This is a genomic window from Sporosarcina sp. FSL K6-1522, from assembly GCF_038622445.1.
In the GTDB taxonomy this organism is placed as follows: domain Bacteria; phylum Bacillota; class Bacilli; order Bacillales_A; family Planococcaceae; genus Sporosarcina.
The window spans coordinates 722,558-739,278 of the sequence record NZ_CP152019.1 but is presented as its reverse complement, the minus strand read 5'-3'; the positions used below and the strand labels follow the sequence as shown (position 1 = coordinate 739,278).

17 protein-coding genes are annotated in these 16,721 nt (G+C 40.1%); 14 read left to right on the top strand and 3 right to left on the bottom strand.

Translation table 11 applies throughout. From position 1 onward, the window contains the following. Positions 1 to 46: 46 nt before the first annotated feature. Both dnaN and dnaA read right to left on the bottom strand, forming a co-directional pair. A complete protein-coding gene (gene dnaN / locus MKY34_RS03560) occupies positions 47 to 1,183 on the bottom strand; it encodes a DNA polymerase III subunit beta (protein ID WP_342513882.1) in 1,137 nt (378 codons plus the stop codon). Between the two features lie 171 nt (positions 1,184 to 1,354). Next, entirely contained in the window at positions 1,355 to 2,704 is a 1,350-nt protein-coding gene (gene dnaA, locus MKY34_RS03555; RefSeq protein ID WP_342513881.1) for a chromosomal replication initiator protein DnaA, read from the bottom strand. Between the two features lie 508 nt (positions 2,705 to 3,212). Here dnaA and rpmH point away from each other — a divergent pair. The 11 genes from rpmH to MKY34_RS03500 all read left to right on the top strand — a co-directional run bounded on the left by rpmH (position 3,213) and on the right by MKY34_RS03500 (position 13,793). Then, positions 3,213 to 3,347, top strand: a complete 135-nt coding sequence (rpmH, locus tag MKY34_RS03550) for a 50S ribosomal protein L34 (RefSeq protein WP_342513880.1) — start codon at positions 3,213 to 3,215, stop codon at positions 3,345 to 3,347. 163 nt (positions 3,348 to 3,510) lie between these two features. After that, positions 3,511 to 3,855: a ribonuclease P protein component gene (gene rnpA, locus MKY34_RS03545; RefSeq protein ID WP_342513879.1), complete on the top strand. Its 345-nt coding sequence runs from the start codon at positions 3,511 to 3,513 to the stop codon at positions 3,853 to 3,855. A gap of 77 nt (positions 3,856 to 3,932) precedes the next feature. Beyond that, on the top strand, positions 3,933 to 4,703 hold the full coding sequence (gene yidC / locus MKY34_RS03540) for a membrane protein insertase YidC (protein WP_342513878.1): 771 nt from the start codon (positions 3,933 to 3,935) through the stop codon (positions 4,701 to 4,703). Then, on the top strand, positions 4,700 to 5,464 hold the full coding sequence (gene jag, locus MKY34_RS03535; protein WP_342513877.1) for an RNA-binding cell elongation regulator Jag/EloR: 765 nt from the start codon (positions 4,700 to 4,702) through the stop codon (positions 5,462 to 5,464). Before yidC ends, jag begins: the two co-directional genes overlap by 4 nt. Before the next feature lie 396 nt (positions 5,465 to 5,860). Next, positions 5,861 to 7,246 (top strand): tRNA uridine-5-carboxymethylaminomethyl(34) synthesis GTPase MnmE, encoded by a 1,386-nt coding sequence (gene mnmE / locus MKY34_RS03530; RefSeq protein WP_342513876.1) that lies wholly within the window; start codon positions 5,861 to 5,863, stop codon positions 7,244 to 7,246. A gap of 159 nt (positions 7,247 to 7,405) precedes the next feature. Next, positions 7,406 to 9,295, top strand: a complete 1,890-nt coding sequence (gene mnmG / locus MKY34_RS03525; protein ID WP_342513875.1) for a tRNA uridine-5-carboxymethylaminomethyl(34) synthesis enzyme MnmG — start codon at positions 7,406 to 7,408, stop codon at positions 9,293 to 9,295. 274 nt (positions 9,296 to 9,569) lie between these two features. After that, positions 9,570 to 10,286 (top strand): 16S rRNA (guanine(527)-N(7))-methyltransferase RsmG, encoded by a 717-nt coding sequence (gene rsmG / locus MKY34_RS03520; RefSeq protein WP_342513874.1) that lies wholly within the window; start codon positions 9,570 to 9,572, stop codon positions 10,284 to 10,286. A 90-nt stretch (positions 10,287 to 10,376) separates the two neighbouring features. Continuing rightward, positions 10,377 to 11,234 (top strand): nucleoid occlusion protein, encoded by an 858-nt coding sequence (gene noc, locus MKY34_RS03515; RefSeq protein WP_342513873.1) that lies wholly within the window; start codon positions 10,377 to 10,379, stop codon positions 11,232 to 11,234. A gap of 196 nt (positions 11,235 to 11,430) precedes the next feature. Next, positions 11,431 to 12,192, top strand: coding sequence for an AAA family ATPase (locus tag MKY34_RS03510; RefSeq protein WP_342513872.1), 762 nt, complete (start codon positions 11,431 to 11,433; stop codon positions 12,190 to 12,192). After that, positions 12,185 to 13,024 carry a ParB/RepB/Spo0J family partition protein gene (locus tag MKY34_RS03505; protein ID WP_342513871.1) on the top strand — a complete coding sequence of 280 codons (840 nt, stop codon included), beginning with the start codon at positions 12,185 to 12,187 and terminating at the stop codon, positions 13,022 to 13,024. Before MKY34_RS03510 ends, MKY34_RS03505 begins: the two co-directional genes overlap by 8 nt. A 64-nt stretch (positions 13,025 to 13,088) precedes the next feature. Further along, the gene (locus MKY34_RS03500; protein ID WP_342513870.1) at positions 13,089 to 13,793 is read left to right on the top strand and encodes a DUF554 domain-containing protein; all 705 of its coding nucleotides are present in this window, start codon (positions 13,089 to 13,091) and stop codon (positions 13,791 to 13,793) included. Here MKY34_RS03500 and yyaC read toward each other — a convergent pair. Beyond that, positions 13,788 to 14,345: a spore protease YyaC gene (gene yyaC, locus MKY34_RS03495; RefSeq protein WP_342513869.1), complete on the bottom strand. Its 558-nt coding sequence runs from the start codon at positions 14,343 to 14,345 to the stop codon at positions 13,788 to 13,790. The two genes, MKY34_RS03500 and yyaC, sit on opposite strands and share 6 nt — an antisense overlap. A 73-nt stretch (positions 14,346 to 14,418) precedes the next feature. Here yyaC and MKY34_RS03490 point away from each other — a divergent pair, with 73 nt between their 5' ends. From MKY34_RS03490 to ychF, 3 genes are all read left to right on the top strand, one after another. Next, positions 14,419 to 15,270, top strand: coding sequence for a mechanosensitive ion channel family protein (locus MKY34_RS03490; RefSeq protein ID WP_342513868.1), 852 nt, complete (start codon positions 14,419 to 14,421; stop codon positions 15,268 to 15,270). 33 nt (positions 15,271 to 15,303) lie between these two features. After that, the gene (locus MKY34_RS03485) at positions 15,304 to 15,501 is read left to right on the top strand and encodes a DUF951 domain-containing protein (protein WP_342513867.1); all 198 of its coding nucleotides are present in this window, start codon (positions 15,304 to 15,306) and stop codon (positions 15,499 to 15,501) included. A gap of 92 nt (positions 15,502 to 15,593) precedes the next feature. Beyond that, on the top strand, positions 15,594 to 16,694 hold the full coding sequence (gene ychF, locus MKY34_RS03480; protein ID WP_342513866.1) for a redox-regulated ATPase YchF: 1,101 nt from the start codon (positions 15,594 to 15,596) through the stop codon (positions 16,692 to 16,694). The last annotated feature ends 27 nt before the right edge of the window (positions 16,695 to 16,721 follow it).

Here is a 16,721-nt window from a genome sequence, read left to right as displayed (position 1 = left end):
AGTAAGTAAAAAGGATAGTCAATTTAGTGACTATCCTTTAACCATTTTAGTATGTTCTTACAGGTAAAATCAGCTGTAATATTGAATCATCATCAACCGATTTTAAGATGAAAGGTCGCATTGGTCCTGTGAATTGGATTGTTACGTCCTGTCCATCAATTGCTTTTAATGCGTCCATCATGTATTTGGCACTAAAAGAAATTTTCAATTCTTCGCCTGTCACATTAATGGCCTCGATTAATTCTTCAACTTTCCCGACTTCTGGTGAGTTTGAAGAGATTTCAATCACTTTCTCTTCATTTGCTGAAAATCGAACGATATTATTGCGTTCTTCTCGTGCCAAAAGTGATGCCCTGTCAATGGCTTGTAGAAGTAATTTCCCGTTTACTGTTACGGACGTTTTATATTCAGATGGAATTAACCGTGATGTGTCCGGATAATTTCCTTCCAACAAGCGGGAATAGAATAACACATTACGTGTTTTGAATAATACTTGCTGGTCGGCAATAACGATATCCACAGACTCTGTATTGTCTGGGAGAATTTTATTGAGTTCTTGCAAGCTTTTACCTGGAATGACAACACTAAACGGGATTTCAGGCATTTCTTCAGGTACCGTCAATCTTCGCGCTAATCTGTGACTGTCTGTAGCTACACAAGAAAGTTGGTTATCTACACCTTCCCAACGTACCCCAGTCAAAATAGGTCGTGTTTCTTGTTGGGACACAGCGAAGACCGTTTCACGGATAATTGATTTCATCAGATCTGCTGGTAATGAAAAACGGTATTCATCTTTTACGTCTGGTAAAACAGGATATTCGTCAGGATCCGAGCCGATTAGATGGAATTCTGACTTGCCTGAACGAATATGTGTTTGTAAACCATTTGCAACTTCAATTGTGACATTGTTTGTAGGTAGTTTTCGTACAATCTCGTTAAAAACGCGTGCTTGTAACACAATACTACCTTTTTCAGTTACTTGAATAATTTGTTCGCCATTTTCTTCTGCAGGAATGAATGTACAAATTGTAATATCTGAATCACTACCTGTCATTGTTACGCCTCTATCATCTACTTCAATCTTGATTCCAGTTAAAATAGGAATCGCTACTTTTTGACTGATTGCTTTCATAATGTCACTTAATCCATCAAGCAATTGGTCTCTCATAATTTCAAATTTCATCGTATACCCTCGCTTATATATATTAATTAGTTATTAATAAATTAGTAGTAATAGTAGTAGGGGCTGTGGAAATGTGGATAACCCTATCAACTCTAGTTTTTTCAGTGTTTCCCACATGTGCATAACTTGTTTGCGAGTGTGCACTACTTATTCTAAGTTATGCACAGGTCATTATCCCCGACCGAGTGCATTTTTAATATCTTGAATATCTTGCTGGAGCATCTGATCTTCTTTTAGCATTTTTACAATCTTTTCATGTGCGTGAATGACGGTCGAATGATCTCGTCCACCAAATTCTGAACCGATTTTAGGTAGGGAGGAATCTGTCAATTCTCTAGAAAGATACATGGCAATTTGGCGGGGAAATGCAATGGATCGAGTTCTTTTTTTCGCAGTGAAATCCTCAAGTCGAATATTGTAATGTTCTCCGACAGACTTTTGAATGTCGAGAATTGTTACCGTACGAGGCCTTGAGTTTGGAATGATATCTTTTAATGCCTCAGCAGCAAGATCTGTGCTGATATCTGTATTGACGAGTGAAGAATAGGCGACTACACGTATGAGTGCACCTTCCAATTCTCTAATATTGGAGTCAATTTGATTTGCAATGTATAGCATGACCTCATTAGGTATATCAATAAGTCCATCGGCTTTTGCTTTTTTACGAAGAATAGCGATTCTTGTCTCCAGATCAGGAGGCGCTATATCCGTAATAAGCCCCCATTCAAAGCGGGATCTTAGACGGTCTTCAAGCGTTGGAATTTCTTTTGGCGGTCGATCACTTGAGATGACAATTTGTTTAGATTCCTCATGAAGCGTATTGAATGTATGGAAAAACTCTTCTTGAGTTTGTTCTTTTCCGGCAAGGAATTGAATATCATCTATCAAAAGCACGTCAACATTGCGATAACGATTACGGAATTCAACGGCTTTGTTGTCACGGATGGAGTTGATAAATTCGTTTGTAAACTTTTCAGATGAAAGGTAAACCACTTTTGCAGAGGGATTTTGTTCAAGTACATAATGTCCGATTGCATGCATTAAGTGTGTTTTACCAAGACCTACACCACCATAGATAAACAGCGGGTTATAAGCCTTTGCAGGTGCTTCCGCAACTGCAAGCGATGCGGCATGTGCAAAACGGTTACCAGAACCGATAACAAATGTATCGAATGTATATTTAGGATTAAGCATAGCTGCGACAGGTGTTGACTGTGCTTTCTCAACAGTTTTTACAGTCGGTTTAGGCAGCATAAAATCGTTTTCTTCCATATCTTTAGGTACAACGAATTGAATAATCCGGTCTTCACCGGTCAATTCAGAAAGAATGCCAGTAATTAGATGTACATAGTGTGTTTCGAGCCAATCTTTTGCGAATGAATTGGGTACGGCGATTGTGGCATTTTCGTCGCCATAAGCAATTAATTTCGTCGATTTTAGCCAGGTTTCAAAGCTAGGTCTTGAAACTTTTTGTTCAACTTTCAGTAGTACTTCGCTCCATAGATCTTCTAAGTGCTCCAATCTTGTGCCTCCTTTACAGGTAAAATAAAAAAGCCTGAAGTATGTATTATACACACTTTCCACTCTTGTGGATAACATTTATCAAAAATTGTTGAAAAAATTATCCACAACGTATCAACAATTGTGGATAACATATTTGCTATAAAATTGTGTGCACAACAAAATCCATTTCATTGTAACAGGATTTAGTACTGAATACAAGGATTCTTCTAGCTTATCCACAGCATAAGCAACTGTGGACAAAAGCTTTATCCACAGGGGTTAGTATGTGAAAAAGTTGTCGATAAGGTTTGTGGATGAAAAAAATAATTGAAAACCATGTCCACAAGAATATTGAGCGAGAAAGTTTAGTTGTGTGGATAACTTAGTCCCGTTAAAAAGTACAAGTTGATAAGCATGATTTTTCGAATGGATAAAAAAAGGTTGACTTTTACTGCAAATTATCGGTATACTGTACAGGACTGTCATGCATTAAGCGGACTATCAACGCAGGAGGTGTCATTAAGAGATGAAACGTACATTCCAACCAAATAAACGTAAACGTAGTAAAGTTCACGGCTTCCGTGCAAGAATGAGTTCGGCAAGCGGACGCAGAGTTCTTGCAGCTCGTCGACGCAAAGGAAGAAAAGTGCTTTCAGCATAAGGCCACTGACACCCAGTGGTCTTTTTTTCTTTTGACGAAATTACATTTCAATAGCCAGGGCCTACATCATGCGCTGTCATTTAGTGGGCCTTGGCTTTTTTATTGTCTAGACTCTAAATAAGGTTACTAAAAAATAATTACAGTGACGGAGCAGGTGTATAGTATGAACAAACGTCAGCGGATCAAGAAAAACGAAGAGTTCCAACAGGTCTTTAAAAAAGGGAAGTCATGCGCTAATCGACAATTTGTTGTCTATTCGTATAAGAAAGAACAGCAGCAAGAATTTCGAATCGGTCTTTCTGTTAGCAAAAAAGTTGGAAATGCCGTAACAAGAAACCGTATAAAACGCTATATCAGACAGTCTTTCTTGGAAATGAAGGATGAGCTTCAAAATGATATGGATTACATCATCATCGCCAGACATCAGGCGGCCATTTTAGATTTTCATGAAACGAAAAAAAGTTTACAACACGTTCTACGGATTGCGCGTGTCTTAAAGAAGAAGTAGTATGATCCAAATGAACATGATAAACTGAAATTATCGCCTTACTAAATAGGAAGAAGATATGATTTGGGGGAAACGATTTGAAGAAAAAGATAGGGTTAATCCTAATGTTGACGGCATTGTCGGCATTTCTTGCAGGATGTGCGGACTTCCAAAAACCAATCACTGCAGACAGTTCAGGATTTTGGAATGAATTTATCGTTTGGCCGTTAGTGTCTCTTATTACGACGTTTAAAGATTTGCTTGGTACCTATGGATTTGGGATCATTGCAGTAACAATTATTATCCGACTTGTACTATTGCCATTGATGGTTAAACAAGCAAAAAGCTCAAAAAATATGCAGGCAATCCAACCAGAGCTTGCAGCGTTAAAAGAGAAGTACAAATCGAAAGATGCGGTTACGCAGCAAAAGTATCGTGAAGAAATGCAACGACTTATGTCGGAACGTAAAATCAATCCGGCAGCTGGTTGTTTACCAGTTCTGATTCAAATGCCAATTCTGATTGGGTTTTATCATGCCATTAACCGAATGAATGTAACACCAGAAATCAATTTAGGTAGTTTCTTGTGGTTTGAGCTCGGTGTGCCAAGTATTTCACTTGCAATACTTGCAGGACTTATGCAATTCGCGGTCCTTCGTACAGGACCTGCGATGGATAACCCGCAGATGAAAGTCATGATGTACATTATGCCGTTTATGATTATCGGGTTCGGTTCGTTTTTACCAGCAGCACTTGCACTGTATTGGGTAATCGGTAACTTCATCTCAATCATTCAAAATATCTTCATTTACAAACCATTTAAGAAAAAAGAAGTGGAACCTGTAAAAGTAGGAGGAAAACGAAAATGACAAGGATGACGCGAAGGGGAGCCACAGTTGAATTGGCGATCTCGTCAGCATTAGCAGCACTTGGCGTAACATGTGAAGAAGTGGAAGTCGAAGTGATCAATCAAGGGAAAAAAGGATTTCTCGGTTTCGGTGCGAAAGAAGCTGAAGTAACTGTTACTGTTATAGATGTAGAGGAACCTTCCGTCCCTGAAAAACTTGAAGTAGTAGCGGAAAGCGAACCACTTCAAGAGCTTGAAACTGTTTTGGTAGATGAGATTGCTGGAGCTGTTGCACAACAAGAGGAAGTCCGAGTTGAAGGACTGTCTGATGAAGCAGCAATTTTGGAAACAGAACAGTATTTGCGAATGGTTGCAGAGGGTATGGGTATTAGTGATCTGCAAGTGAGCCATGAAACAAAGGGCAAGTATGTGATCTTTCAATTAGAAAGTGACAAAGCCGCATTTTTAATAGGAAAACGTGGACAAACACTAAATGCATTGCAACAATTAGCCCAGCTGGTGGCCAATAAAGCCGCAAATCAATTTAAGGTCGTTCGTGTCGATGTAGGTGACTACCGAGAACGACGCGAGCAGTCATTAGAGCAACTTGCGGATCGTATGGCTGACAAAGCCGTGCGTACGGGACAAAAAGTGAAGTTAGAACCAATGCCTTCTTACGAAAGAAAAGTGATTCATAATGCTCTGTCAAATCGACTCGATATTGAGACATATTCTGAAGGAGCAGATCCACATCGTTATCTTGTCATTGAATCGATAAGATAACTGAAAAGGTAACTAAAAAAGTATCAATTACGCCTCGGCATAATTGCGTCCAGATTTTTTCGAGCACGCTCGAAAAAATCTGGGATATCCACCGAAGGTTTATCTTTGTTCAACGGGTGTTTTAATACCCACTGAACAGGAAATGAAACTACAAACATTCGTCACCCATAGAGGTGGCAACCTTCTGCTGAATAAAGATAACTAGATCCTGCGAAGACATCTCTTGTCTCGGCAGGATCTTTTCTTTGTTTGTAAGCGTTGTCGCTACTTATCCACAATTTCCGCAAATGCGACGCTAGGAGAATGGGCCATTTTGTGTTATTATACTATGTTAGATAGTCATGTCCGAAATCAGGTTATCCACATGTGGGTAACCAAGCTGGGAAGGTGAAGAACGTGCATTTTGATACAATAGCCGCCATTTCGACTCCAATGGGTGAAGGCGCAATTGCCATCGTCAGGCTCAGTGGGGACGAGGCTATCCAAATAACGGATCGGATTTTCCGTTCTCCGTCAGAAAAGAAATTACATGAAGAATCATCACATACAATCCATTATGGTCATTTGACAAATCCTGCTTCAGGTGAAATTGTCGAAGAAGTAATGGTGTCACTTATGAAGGCACCAAAAACATTTACACGCGAAGATGTAGTGGAGATTAATTGCCACGGTGGGCTTGTTGCTGTGAATCGAGTGCTCCAGCTCGTCTTAAAAGAGGGAGCTCGTCTTGCAGAACCGGGTGAATTTACAAAACGTGCATTTTTGAATGGTCGAATTGACTTATCTCAGGCAGAGGCGGTTATGGATCTCATTCGTGCAAAGACGGATCGTGCCATGAATGTTGCTTTGAATCAGATGGAAGGAAAACTTTCGCGACTAATCGGTGAATTACGCCAAGCGCTTCTTGAAACATTGGCGCAAGTGGAAGTGAATATCGATTATCCAGAGTATGACGATGTCGAAGAAATGACAATTCCGTTAATGATTGAAAAAAGTACATGGGTGAAAAACGAAATCGACAAGCTGTTACGTACTTCATCTCAAGGGAAGATCCTTCGAGAAGGGCTATCAACAGTCATTGTAGGTAGGCCAAACGTAGGAAAGTCGTCATTATTAAATAGTCTTGTACAAGAAAATAAAGCAATTGTTACTGACATAGCAGGGACGACGCGTGATATTATTGAGGAGTATGTCAATGTTCGGGGTGTGCCGCTTCGACTTGTTGACACAGCAGGAATTCGTGAAACAGAAGACATTGTTGAACGAATTGGTGTTGAAAGGTCGAGACAAGTATTGAAGGAAGCCGATTTACTGCTGCTCGTTCTTAACAGTGCTGAGGAACTCACAGTGGAAGATGAACGTCTTTTTGAGGCTGTATCAGGGATGGATTTTATCGTTGTCATTAACAAAACAGATCTTCCTCAAAAGATTGATATGCAAAAAGTGATAGAACTCGCCGGAGACGGAAAAGTTGTCACCACCTCCCTTTTGAAAGATGAAGGGGTCGATGAATTAGAAGAAGCGATTGCTGGACTCTTTTTTGAAGGAAATATTGAGTCGGGTGATTTCACATACGTATCAAATGCTAGACACATTGCTTTGCTACACCAAGCGCGTGCAACAATCGATGACGCACTTGGCGCAGCTGAAGCAGGCGTGCCCGTCGATATGATTCAAATCGACGTAACGCGGACATGGGAGATTCTCGGTGAAATTATCGGGGATACCGTACAAGAAAGTTTAATTAATCAGTTGTTTGCTCAATTTTGCCTTGGAAAATAAAATTGAAGAGTGTTCAAAAAGGAGGATGAAAAGGGCCGAGGAAGGAAGGCAGTCTAAGATCGCAACGTCCTGTTGCAACGACTGCATGACCTACCTCCTGTAGGCCTCAATTTTCACCGGACTTTTTGAACAACCTCTAGAAGGAAGGAATAGAAGAACATGCCCAAATTTGAAGCAGGCACGTTCGATGTTATTGTCATTGGAGCTGGTCATGCCGGCGTTGAGGCGGCATTATCAGCAGCCAAAATGGGTGCATCGACACTCGTATTGACAATGAACCTTGATATGATTGCCTTTATGCCATGTAACCCGTCGCTTGGTGGTCCTGCCAAAGGGATTGTCGTACGTGAAATCGACGCACTTGGCGGTGCAATGGGGAAAGTTATCGACAAAACACATATCCAAATGCGGATGTTAAATACAGGAAAGGGACCAGCTGTGCGTGCGCTTCGTGCGCAGGCTGATAAAGTCCTTTATCAACAAGAAATGAAACGTCTTCTTGAAGAACAAGATCATTTAACGCTCCATCAAGGAGTTGTTGAGGAACTAATCGTAGAAGACAACGAAGTAAAAGGATTGATTACACAAGTTGGTGCAGTCTATCGTGCAAAAACAATCATTATTACAACAGGAACATTCCTACGCGGTGAAATCATTATCGGCGATTTGAAGTATTCAAGTGGTCCAAATAACCAAATGCCTTCCATTGGACTGGCAGATAATATCCGCAGTCTAGGTTTTGATATGGTTCGTTTCAAAACAGGAACACCACCACGTGTTAATAGTAAAACGATTGATTATAGCCAAACGGAAATTCAGCCTGGAGATGATGTGCCACGTGCCTTCAGCTTTGAAACGACGGAATTTATCATGGATCAATTACCATGTTGGCTGACATATACATCACCAAGAACACATGAAATTATCAACGAAAATCTTCATTTATCACCGATGTATTCCGGGGTAATTAAAGGAAAAGGGCCGCGTTATTGCCCATCGATTGAAGATAAGATTGTACGATTTGCTGATAAATCACGCCATCAAATTTTTCTTGAACCAGAAGGACGAAATACGCGAGAAGTCTATGTTCAAGGATTATCAACGAGCTTACCTGAACATGTCCAAAGACAGTTAATTGAAAGTGTACCAGGACTAGAGAAAGCGGAAATGATGCGCGCAGGTTATGCTATTGAATATGATGCAATTGTTCCAACGCAACTTTGGCCAACGCTTGAAACGAAAAAAATTCGTAACTTGTACACAGCTGGTCAGCTGAATGGTACATCGGGTTATGAAGAGGCGGCTGCACAAGGGATTATGGCAGGTATTAATGCCGCGTCACGTGTTCTAGGAAAGCCAGAGCGTGTCTTAGGGCGTGCGGATGCGTACATTGGTGTACTGATTGACGATCTTGTCACAAAAGGAACGAGCGAACCGTATCGATTGTTGACGTCTCGTGCAGAATACCGTCTGTTACTGCGTCACGACAATGCCGACTTACGCTTAACAGAAATAGGCTATGAGCTTGGAATGATTAGTGAAGAGCGTTATACAGCCTATACTTTGAAAAAGCAGCAAATTGACGAAGAGATTAGTCGATTACGCAAAGTAACCATCAAACCGGAAGAGCATGTTCAGGAAGTGATCCGTGAATCCAATGGTACGGAACTGAGAGAACCGATGAAAGCAGCGGATCTTTTGAAGCGTCCTGAAATGAAATATAGTCAAGTTGCACGAATCGTTCCACCAACGGAAAAACAAACTGAAGAAGTGGAAGAGCAAGTTGAAATCTTCTTTAAATACGAAGGCTATATTGAGAAATCAATGCAACAAGTAGAAAAAATGAAGAAGATGGAGAACAAAAAGATTCCCCATAATATTGATTATAATGCAATATCCGGAATTGCAACTGAAGCAAAAAGCATGCTAAACGAAGTACGACCATTATCGATTGCGCAAGCATCGCGTATATCTGGCGTGAATCCAGCTGATATATCTATTCTTCTTGTGTATATAGAACAAGGAAAAATCGCGAAGATTTCGGGGTGAGATCTATCAATTACGCCGGAGGCTTGGGTCAACAGGAAGTTGATTACTTAGGCATTGCTGCAGGACGCGGCGACCTTAGCCTAAGTTCCCCTAATCAGCAGGGAGTTTAGCCCCTCTGATTGAAATGCAATTTGGCATTCATCCCGTCATTAAAGAGAAACAGGGGGGACTTCTGCTGAGTCAAGTTAAACTGATGTGGATTTGATGTCCGCATCAGTTTTTAGGTCTACAGGAGATTGAAGTTGCAGTGTTGTTTGATTAAGGAGGATTTTAATTGACTGAAGAGCAATTTGTACAAGCATTGAAAGAACAAGGAATTGAATTGAGTGACAAACAACAAAAGCAGTTTCGTCAATATTTTGAGCTGTTAGTAGAGTGGAATGAAAAAATGAATCTGACTGCAATCACAGATGCACCGTCAGTGTACTTAAAACACTTCTATGATTCAATTTCTGCTGCTTTTTATGTGGATTTTTCAGGCCGCAAAACAATTTGTGATGTTGGTGCGGGTGCAGGATTTCCAAGTATCCCTTTGAAGATTTGTTTTCCAGAACTGGAGGTTACAATCGTTGACTCACTAAATAAGCGAATCGGTTTTCTTACTAATCTAGCAGAAGAGTTACAACTTGACAACGTTCAATTTGTACATGCAAGAGCAGAAGACTTCGGACAAAATCTAGCTTATCGTGAAAATTTCGACCTTGTGACCGCGCGTGCAGTAGCGCGCCTATCAGTTTTGTCAGAATTATGTGTACCACTCGTTAAACAAGGTGGAATCTTTGTCGCCATGAAAGGCGCCGCAGCGGAGGATGAATTAGCAGACGCTAAAAAAGCACTTGCCGTTCTCGGTGCTGTCTTCAAGGAAGAGCACGCATTCACATTACCAGTAGAAAACAGTGAACGAAGCATTTTTGTTTTTGATAAAGATAAAAAAACTCCTAAAAAGTATCCACGTAAACCTGGTGTCCCAAACAAATCACCAATTCAGTAAAACGTTTCACGTGGAACAATAAACAAGATATACTAGCCTTATAATGATATTTGTGAAATAGTGAGCAGTCTTGAAAAGGTGGTGCCGGGAATGAAAAGTCCTTTTTCACGATTTTTTGGAGGCGGAGAGAAAGAAATAAGTCCGTTAGATAACGAAAGTGACCATCACGAAAAAATACAACAAGTGAAAATAGAATCGATAAAACCTAATAAATATCAACCGCGTACAGTTTTCGTGGAAGAAAAAATTGAAGAGCTTGCTCGAACAATCCATACACATGGTATTATTCAACCGATTGTCATCAGAAAAACCGATGATGACGGTTATGAAATTATTGCAGGGGAACGAAGATACCGTGCAATGAAAAAGCTTGGTTGGACGGAAGTTCCAGCAATTATTCGAGAACTCGATGATAAGGAAACAGCATCGATTGCTTTAATCGAAAATTTACAACGTGAAGAATTGACAGCAATTGAAGAGGCTTATGCATATGAGAAATTGCTTGAACTTCATGCGCTAACACAAGAAGCATTAGCACAAAGACTGGGAAAAGGTCAGTCAACCATTGCCAATAAATTACGTCTGTTAAAGCTACCAGAAGAAATAAAAACAGCTATTATGGCGAAGGAATTGTCTGAACGACATGCACGTGCTTTAATCGCACTGAAAGATCCCGAGTTGCAGTTACTCATTTATCAAGAAGTAATTGAACAAAACTTAAACGTGAAACAGCTTGAAGCGAGAATTCAGCAGCTATTACATCCAGAAGTTAAAGAAAAAAAGAAAGCAGTTCAAAGAAAGTCTGTTAGTAAAGACGTTCGTATCGCAGTTAATACAATTAGGCAATCATTGGTGATGGTAACGAAGAGTGGTATTGATGTGAAGACAGAGGAAGAGGATTCCGAAGACTTTTACACGATTACAGTGAAGATTCCTAAAAAGAAATAAACAGGTATTTGAAGTTTGGTCCTAATTTAGGTAGAAAAATGTATATATTTGTTTGAAAAGGCTCTTGCTGAAAAAAAGCAGGGGTCTTTTTGCTACACTTTTTCCCACAGGAATCGTTTTTTTTGTTAGACTAGAAGTAGTTGGGAACGAGTAAGAATAGAGTGAAAATTATAGAGCAGGAAAGCAGGTGCAAGCTGTGGGGAGAATTATAGCAATCGCTAACCAAAAGGGAGGCGTCGGAAAAACGACAACATCCGTAAATCTAAGTGCTTGTCTTGCACATTTAGGCAAAAAAGTCCTTTTAATAGACACCGATCCACAAGGAAATGCAACAAGTGGTGTAGGGGTCAATAAAGGAGAAATACAAAAATGCATTTATGATATTTTAATTGATGATGTAGATATTCAAGAAGTTATTCATTCAACAAAAGTGGATAATCTTGATATTATACCGGCGACAATTTCGTTAGCGGGTGCAGAAATTGAACTTGTTTCAACCATTTCAAGGGAAGTACGAATGAAACATGCGATTCAAGAAGTAAAGGATTCATATGATTATATTATTATTGATTGCCCTCCATCCCTTGGCTTGCTGACAATTAACGCGTTAACTGCGTCGGATTCAATTGTGATTCCGGTTCAGTGTGAATATTATGCACTTGAGGGACTGAGTCAGCTGCTTAGCACTATTCGACTCGTGCAAAAACATTTGAATGAAGCTTTGATGATTGATGGCGTGTTGTTGACGATGTTTGATGCACGTACAAATCTAGGCATTCAAGTCATTGATGAAGTGAAAAAGTATTTTCAAGATAAGGTTTATAAAACAATCATTCCAAGGAATGTACGATTAAGTGAAGCACCGAGTCACGGCGAACCAATCATTATTTATGACTCAAGATCTCGGGGCGCAGAAGTATATTTAGAGCTGGCAAAGGAAGTGGTACACAATGGCTAAAGGCCTTGGCAAAGGTTTGAATGCTTTATTTCCCGGAGAGTCGCTGGCAAAAGCAGAATCTGTTGAACATATTCATGTGAAAAGTATTAAAGCTAATCCATATCAGCCTAGGAAAACCTTCGATAAAGAGGCTATTCAAGAATTAAGTGCTTCCATCAAAGAACATGGTATTCTTCAACCGATTATTTTACGGAAAGTGGGCACGACCTATGAAATTGTTGTAGGTGAAAGACGTTTTCGTGCCGCTAAAATGGCAGGACTTCAGGAAGTTCCAGCAGTTGTCCGTGTATTAACTGATGAAGAGACGATGGAGTTTGCTATTTTGGAAAACTTACAGAGGGAAGATTTAACACCAATTGAAGAGGCGGAAGCCTATTATAACTTGATGGATCGTCTTGCTCTGACCCAGGAGCAACTGGCTTTTAGACTCGGCAAAAGTAGGCCGCATATCGCGAATCATGTTCGTTTGCTGTCATTGCCTGAAAAAGTTAGAAACTATATATCGGAAAGTAAATTATCCATGGGGCAAGGCAGAACTTTGTTAGGCTTGCGTAAAAAAGAGCAAATAAATTTAGTAGCTGAACGTGTATTAAAAGAAGGGTTAAACGTTCGTCAGCTTGAAAGACTTGTGCAAAGAATGAATGAAGATGTTCCACGTGAAACAAAGTCTGAGAAAAGACCGGATTTGTTTTTAGCTGAACGTGAATCGTCATTACGTGAGTATTTCGGTACGAACGTATCTATTAAAAAAACAAAGAATAAGGGTAAAATTGAAATAGAATTCTTTTCTGAGGATGATCTCGAGCGGATTTTAGACTTATTGAATGAATGAGCGCGTACCTATTTTGCGAAGTATGCAAAATAGGTATTATTTTTGACGACTGGGAAGTGAAGCAATGGTGCTATTCGGAACAATTGTGAATGCTTTATTGATCATTATTGGCGCATTTATCGGGCGTTTTTTGCACAATATTCCTGAACGGATGAAAGAGACCGTCATGTATGGAATTGGGCTTGCAGTAGCTGTGATAGGTATTCAAATGTCGTTTGAAAGCACACAGATCTTAATTGTCATTGTCAGTATCGTTCTTGGGGCAGTGCTTGGTGAGTGGATAGATTTAGATGCAAAGGTGAATCAGTTGGGACAATGGATTGAAAGTAAGATGCCAGTCAGTAACAAGGGTCCTGGTATTGCACAAGGTTTTGTGACGGCAACACTCATCTTTGTTGTCGGTTCAATGGCAATTATAGGTGCAATCGATAGTGGTTTAAGAAATGACCATGATGTCCTCGTTACAAAAGGAATTATTGATGGTTTCACGGCCATTATTTTAAGCTCAACATTAGGTATTGGTGTAATATTTTCCGCAGTACCTGTATTTTTATATCAGGGAATGATTACATTATTTTCAACTCAAATTAGTCAATTCATACCGGATGAATTATTGGCTTTCTTTATAACAGAAATGACTGCAACGGGGGGCTTAATGATTTTAGCAATTGGCTTGAATTTGATTGGTTTGACTAAAATAAGAGTAGCGAATTTGATACCGGGTATATTGGTTGTAGGAATCATTGTCACGATTGTCCACTTTTCATGATTTATACCGTCCATAGGCGAGTTGTAATGCACGTGCAAGGATTTTACTCATTTCGAATGGTAGATGGAGCCGTGTACTTTGCAATACGGCATGTTCCATGAAGCCGGCAACATTAACAATGCCTTTAATGGAGATATCACCGACTGGTGGTAAATCTTTGCCAACAGCTTTACCTGGTTGTATGGGCCCATCATGTAGCAACAGTTGGCCAATGGAACTACTTTTTCCTAAGCAAGCGTCAATAGCTACGATGAATGCGGAGGGATTTGCGAGTTGTATTTCTTCCAACTGTTGTTGTAAATTAAGGGCGTGTAATGGCTTTTCTAACGTTCCGACTACAGGAAATGGAAATAATGGTGATTCTGAAAGATGGGAGCCGGTAAGTGGCCCTAATGTATCGCCTGTAGATCGGTCAGTTCCGATGCAGAAAAAGATTAATTCATGTGTATCAAAGGGAATGTGTTCGAGGAATAATGTACTGAGTTTCCAAACGGCGCCAGTTTCTTTGTAATGGATACGATGATTATAAGGTGAAGTAAGCGTAGCTCGCATAAAAAAACTCCATTTCATTTTTTATAGCCAGTCTATGCAGAAGGTTGCGGAATTATACGGAAGGTGGACAACTGTGAAGTTCTTTGAAAAAGCAGAAGCGTTTCTATTCAATCAAGAAACTTGGGAGGCGCTTGCTACAACAGCAGTAAGAAACATTTTCATTATTGTGCTTGCCACGGTCGTTGTGAAGGTTGGGCAGTTTATTATTCGTCGCATTTTTAATGTGAAATTTAAAGGATTGATTCGCCATTCTGAACGTCGTGAAATGACATTGTTGAAATTACTTGAAAATGCGTTGGCCTATGTCATCTATTTCTCGGCGATTCTTGCGATTTTGACTGAATTCTCAATAGATGTGAAAGGGCTTCTTGCAGGGGCTGGTGTACTGGGGCTTGCAGTTGGTTTTGGAGCACAGAGTCTGGTGAAAGATGTGATTTCCGGTTTCTTCATCATCTTTGAAGATCAGTTTTCTGTAGGCGACTATGTGAAAATTGGCGTAACAGAAGGTGTTGTAGAAGAAATAGGACTACGTACAACGAAAATCAAGAGTTTTACAGGAGAACTATCCATATTGCCGAATGGAACGATTAGCCAGGTTGTAAACTATTCGGTGGAAAACTCATTGGCCATTGTGGATGTCTCCATTCCTTTTGAAGTAGGTGTAGAAGAAGTAGAGCGAGAAATCGAGAAGTATTTAGCGAATGTGTTTAAGAAGAATGATGACATTATCAATAAGCCGAAATTGCTTGGTGCATATAATTTCACAGAATCAGAAGTTATTGTGCGTGTCATAGCGGAAACAAAACCGATGCGGCATTATGATTGCACAAGAACAATTGGCGTAGGGCTGAAGAAATATTTAGGTCAACAAGGAATAGAAATTCCCTATCCGACTTTGGTGACCAAGTCATTTGATAATTTATAAGTAAAGCGTATGGGAAAGGAATGTGTATAGCTGATGTCGGAAAAAGAATTTGGTTTACATGATGTTGTTGAGATGAAAAAACAGCATCCATGTGGAACGAATGCATGGAAAATCATTCGCATGGGTGCAGATATTCGTATTAAATGTGAAGGCTGCGGGCATAGCGTGATGATTCCGCGTAACCAATTTGCGAAAAAGATGAAAAAAATCTTAGTCAAAGCAGAATCTTGAAGTAAATGGACATGTAGGAGCGATGTCCTTATAATAGAAGAGTTGTATAAGGAACGAATGAATGAACATATATATGAGAGGTTGTGGAATAAATGGCATTAACAGCTGGAATTGTTGGTCTTCCGAACGTAGGAAAGTCCACTTTATTCAATGCAATTACAAAAGCGGGAGCAGAGGCTGCGAACTATCCATTCTGTACAATCGATCCCAACGTGGGGATTGTTGAAGTACCAGATGAAAGATTGGATAAGCTGACTGAACTTGTGACGCCGAAGAAAACAGTTCCAACAGCATTCGAATTTACTGATATCGCTGGGATTGTTGAAGGGGCAAGTAAAGGTGAAGGTCTTGGGAACAAATTCTTATCACATATCCGCGAAGTAGATGCAATTTGTCAGGTTGTACGTTGCTTTGCGGACGAAAATATCACGCATGTATCTGGTAAAGTAAATCCAATCGATGATATTGAAGTCATTAACTTGGAACTTATTTTAGCAGATATGGAAAGCGTTGAAAAACGTTTAACGCGTGTCACTAAAATGGCGAAACAAAAAGATAAAGAAGCAATGGCGGAAGAGCCAGTGCTTCTTAAGTTGAAGGAAGCATTTGAGAACGAACAACCAGCTCGTTCGGTCGACTTCACACCTGAAGAATATAACCTGATTAAAGGTATGCACCTATTAACGATTAAGCCGATGCTTTATGTGGCAAACGTTGATGAGGATGAAATTGCCGATGCAGATAATAACGAATATGTAAAAGTCGTTCGTGAATTTGCTGAAAAAGACAATGCACAAGTAATTATTGTTTGTGCGAAGATTGAGGAAGAAATGGCAGAGCTTGAAGACGAAGAGAAGGCGATGTTCCTTGAAGAGCTCGGGATTCAAGAATCAGGTCTCGATCAATTGATCAAGGCGGCTTACAACTTGCTTGGTTTAGCGACATATTTCACAGCAGGTGTACAGGAAGTTCGCGCATGGACATTCCGTAAAGGGATGAAAGCACCGCAATGTGCAGGGATTATCCATACGGACTTTGAACGTGGTTTCATCCGTGCGGAAACAGTTGCTTATGACGACCTAGTGGAAACAGGTTCAATGACAGCTGCAAAAGAAGCTGGGAAAGTCCGACTTGAAGGGAAAGAATACATTGTCAAAGACGGCGATGTACTGCTATTCCGCTTTAACGTATAAATGATAAAGAAAGCCGCAACAGATTAT

Excerpts from the sequence above, each read along its gene's own strand:
- dnaN (WP_342513882.1), bottom strand. The coding sequence starts at position 1,183 with ATGAAATTTGAAATTATGAGAGACCAATTGCTTGATGGATTAAGTGAC.
- rpmH (WP_342513880.1), top strand. The coding sequence starts at position 3,213 with ATGAAACGTACATTCCAACCAAATAAACGTAAACGTAGTAAAGTTCAC.
- rnpA (WP_342513879.1), top strand. The coding sequence starts at position 3,511 with ATGAACAAACGTCAGCGGATCAAGAAAAACGAAGAGTTCCAACAGGTC.
- jag (WP_342513877.1), top strand. The coding sequence starts at position 4,700 with ATGACAAGGATGACGCGAAGGGGAGCCACAGTTGAATTGGCGATCTCG.
- mnmG (WP_342513875.1), top strand. The coding sequence starts at position 7,406 with ATGCCCAAATTTGAAGCAGGCACGTTCGATGTTATTGTCATTGGAGCT.
- noc (WP_342513873.1), top strand. The coding sequence starts at position 10,377 with ATGAAAAGTCCTTTTTCACGATTTTTTGGAGGCGGAGAGAAAGAAATA.
- MKY34_RS03505 (WP_342513871.1), top strand. The coding sequence starts at position 12,185 with ATGGCTAAAGGCCTTGGCAAAGGTTTGAATGCTTTATTTCCCGGAGAG.
- MKY34_RS03500 (WP_342513870.1), top strand. The coding sequence starts at position 13,089 with ATGGTGCTATTCGGAACAATTGTGAATGCTTTATTGATCATTATTGGC.
- yyaC (WP_342513869.1), bottom strand. The coding sequence starts at position 14,345 with ATGCGAGCTACGCTTACTTCACCTTATAATCATCGTATCCATTACAAA.
- MKY34_RS03485 (WP_342513867.1), top strand. The coding sequence starts at position 15,304 with ATGTCGGAAAAAGAATTTGGTTTACATGATGTTGTTGAGATGAAAAAA.
- ychF (WP_342513866.1), top strand. The coding sequence starts at position 15,594 with ATGGCATTAACAGCTGGAATTGTTGGTCTTCCGAACGTAGGAAAGTCC.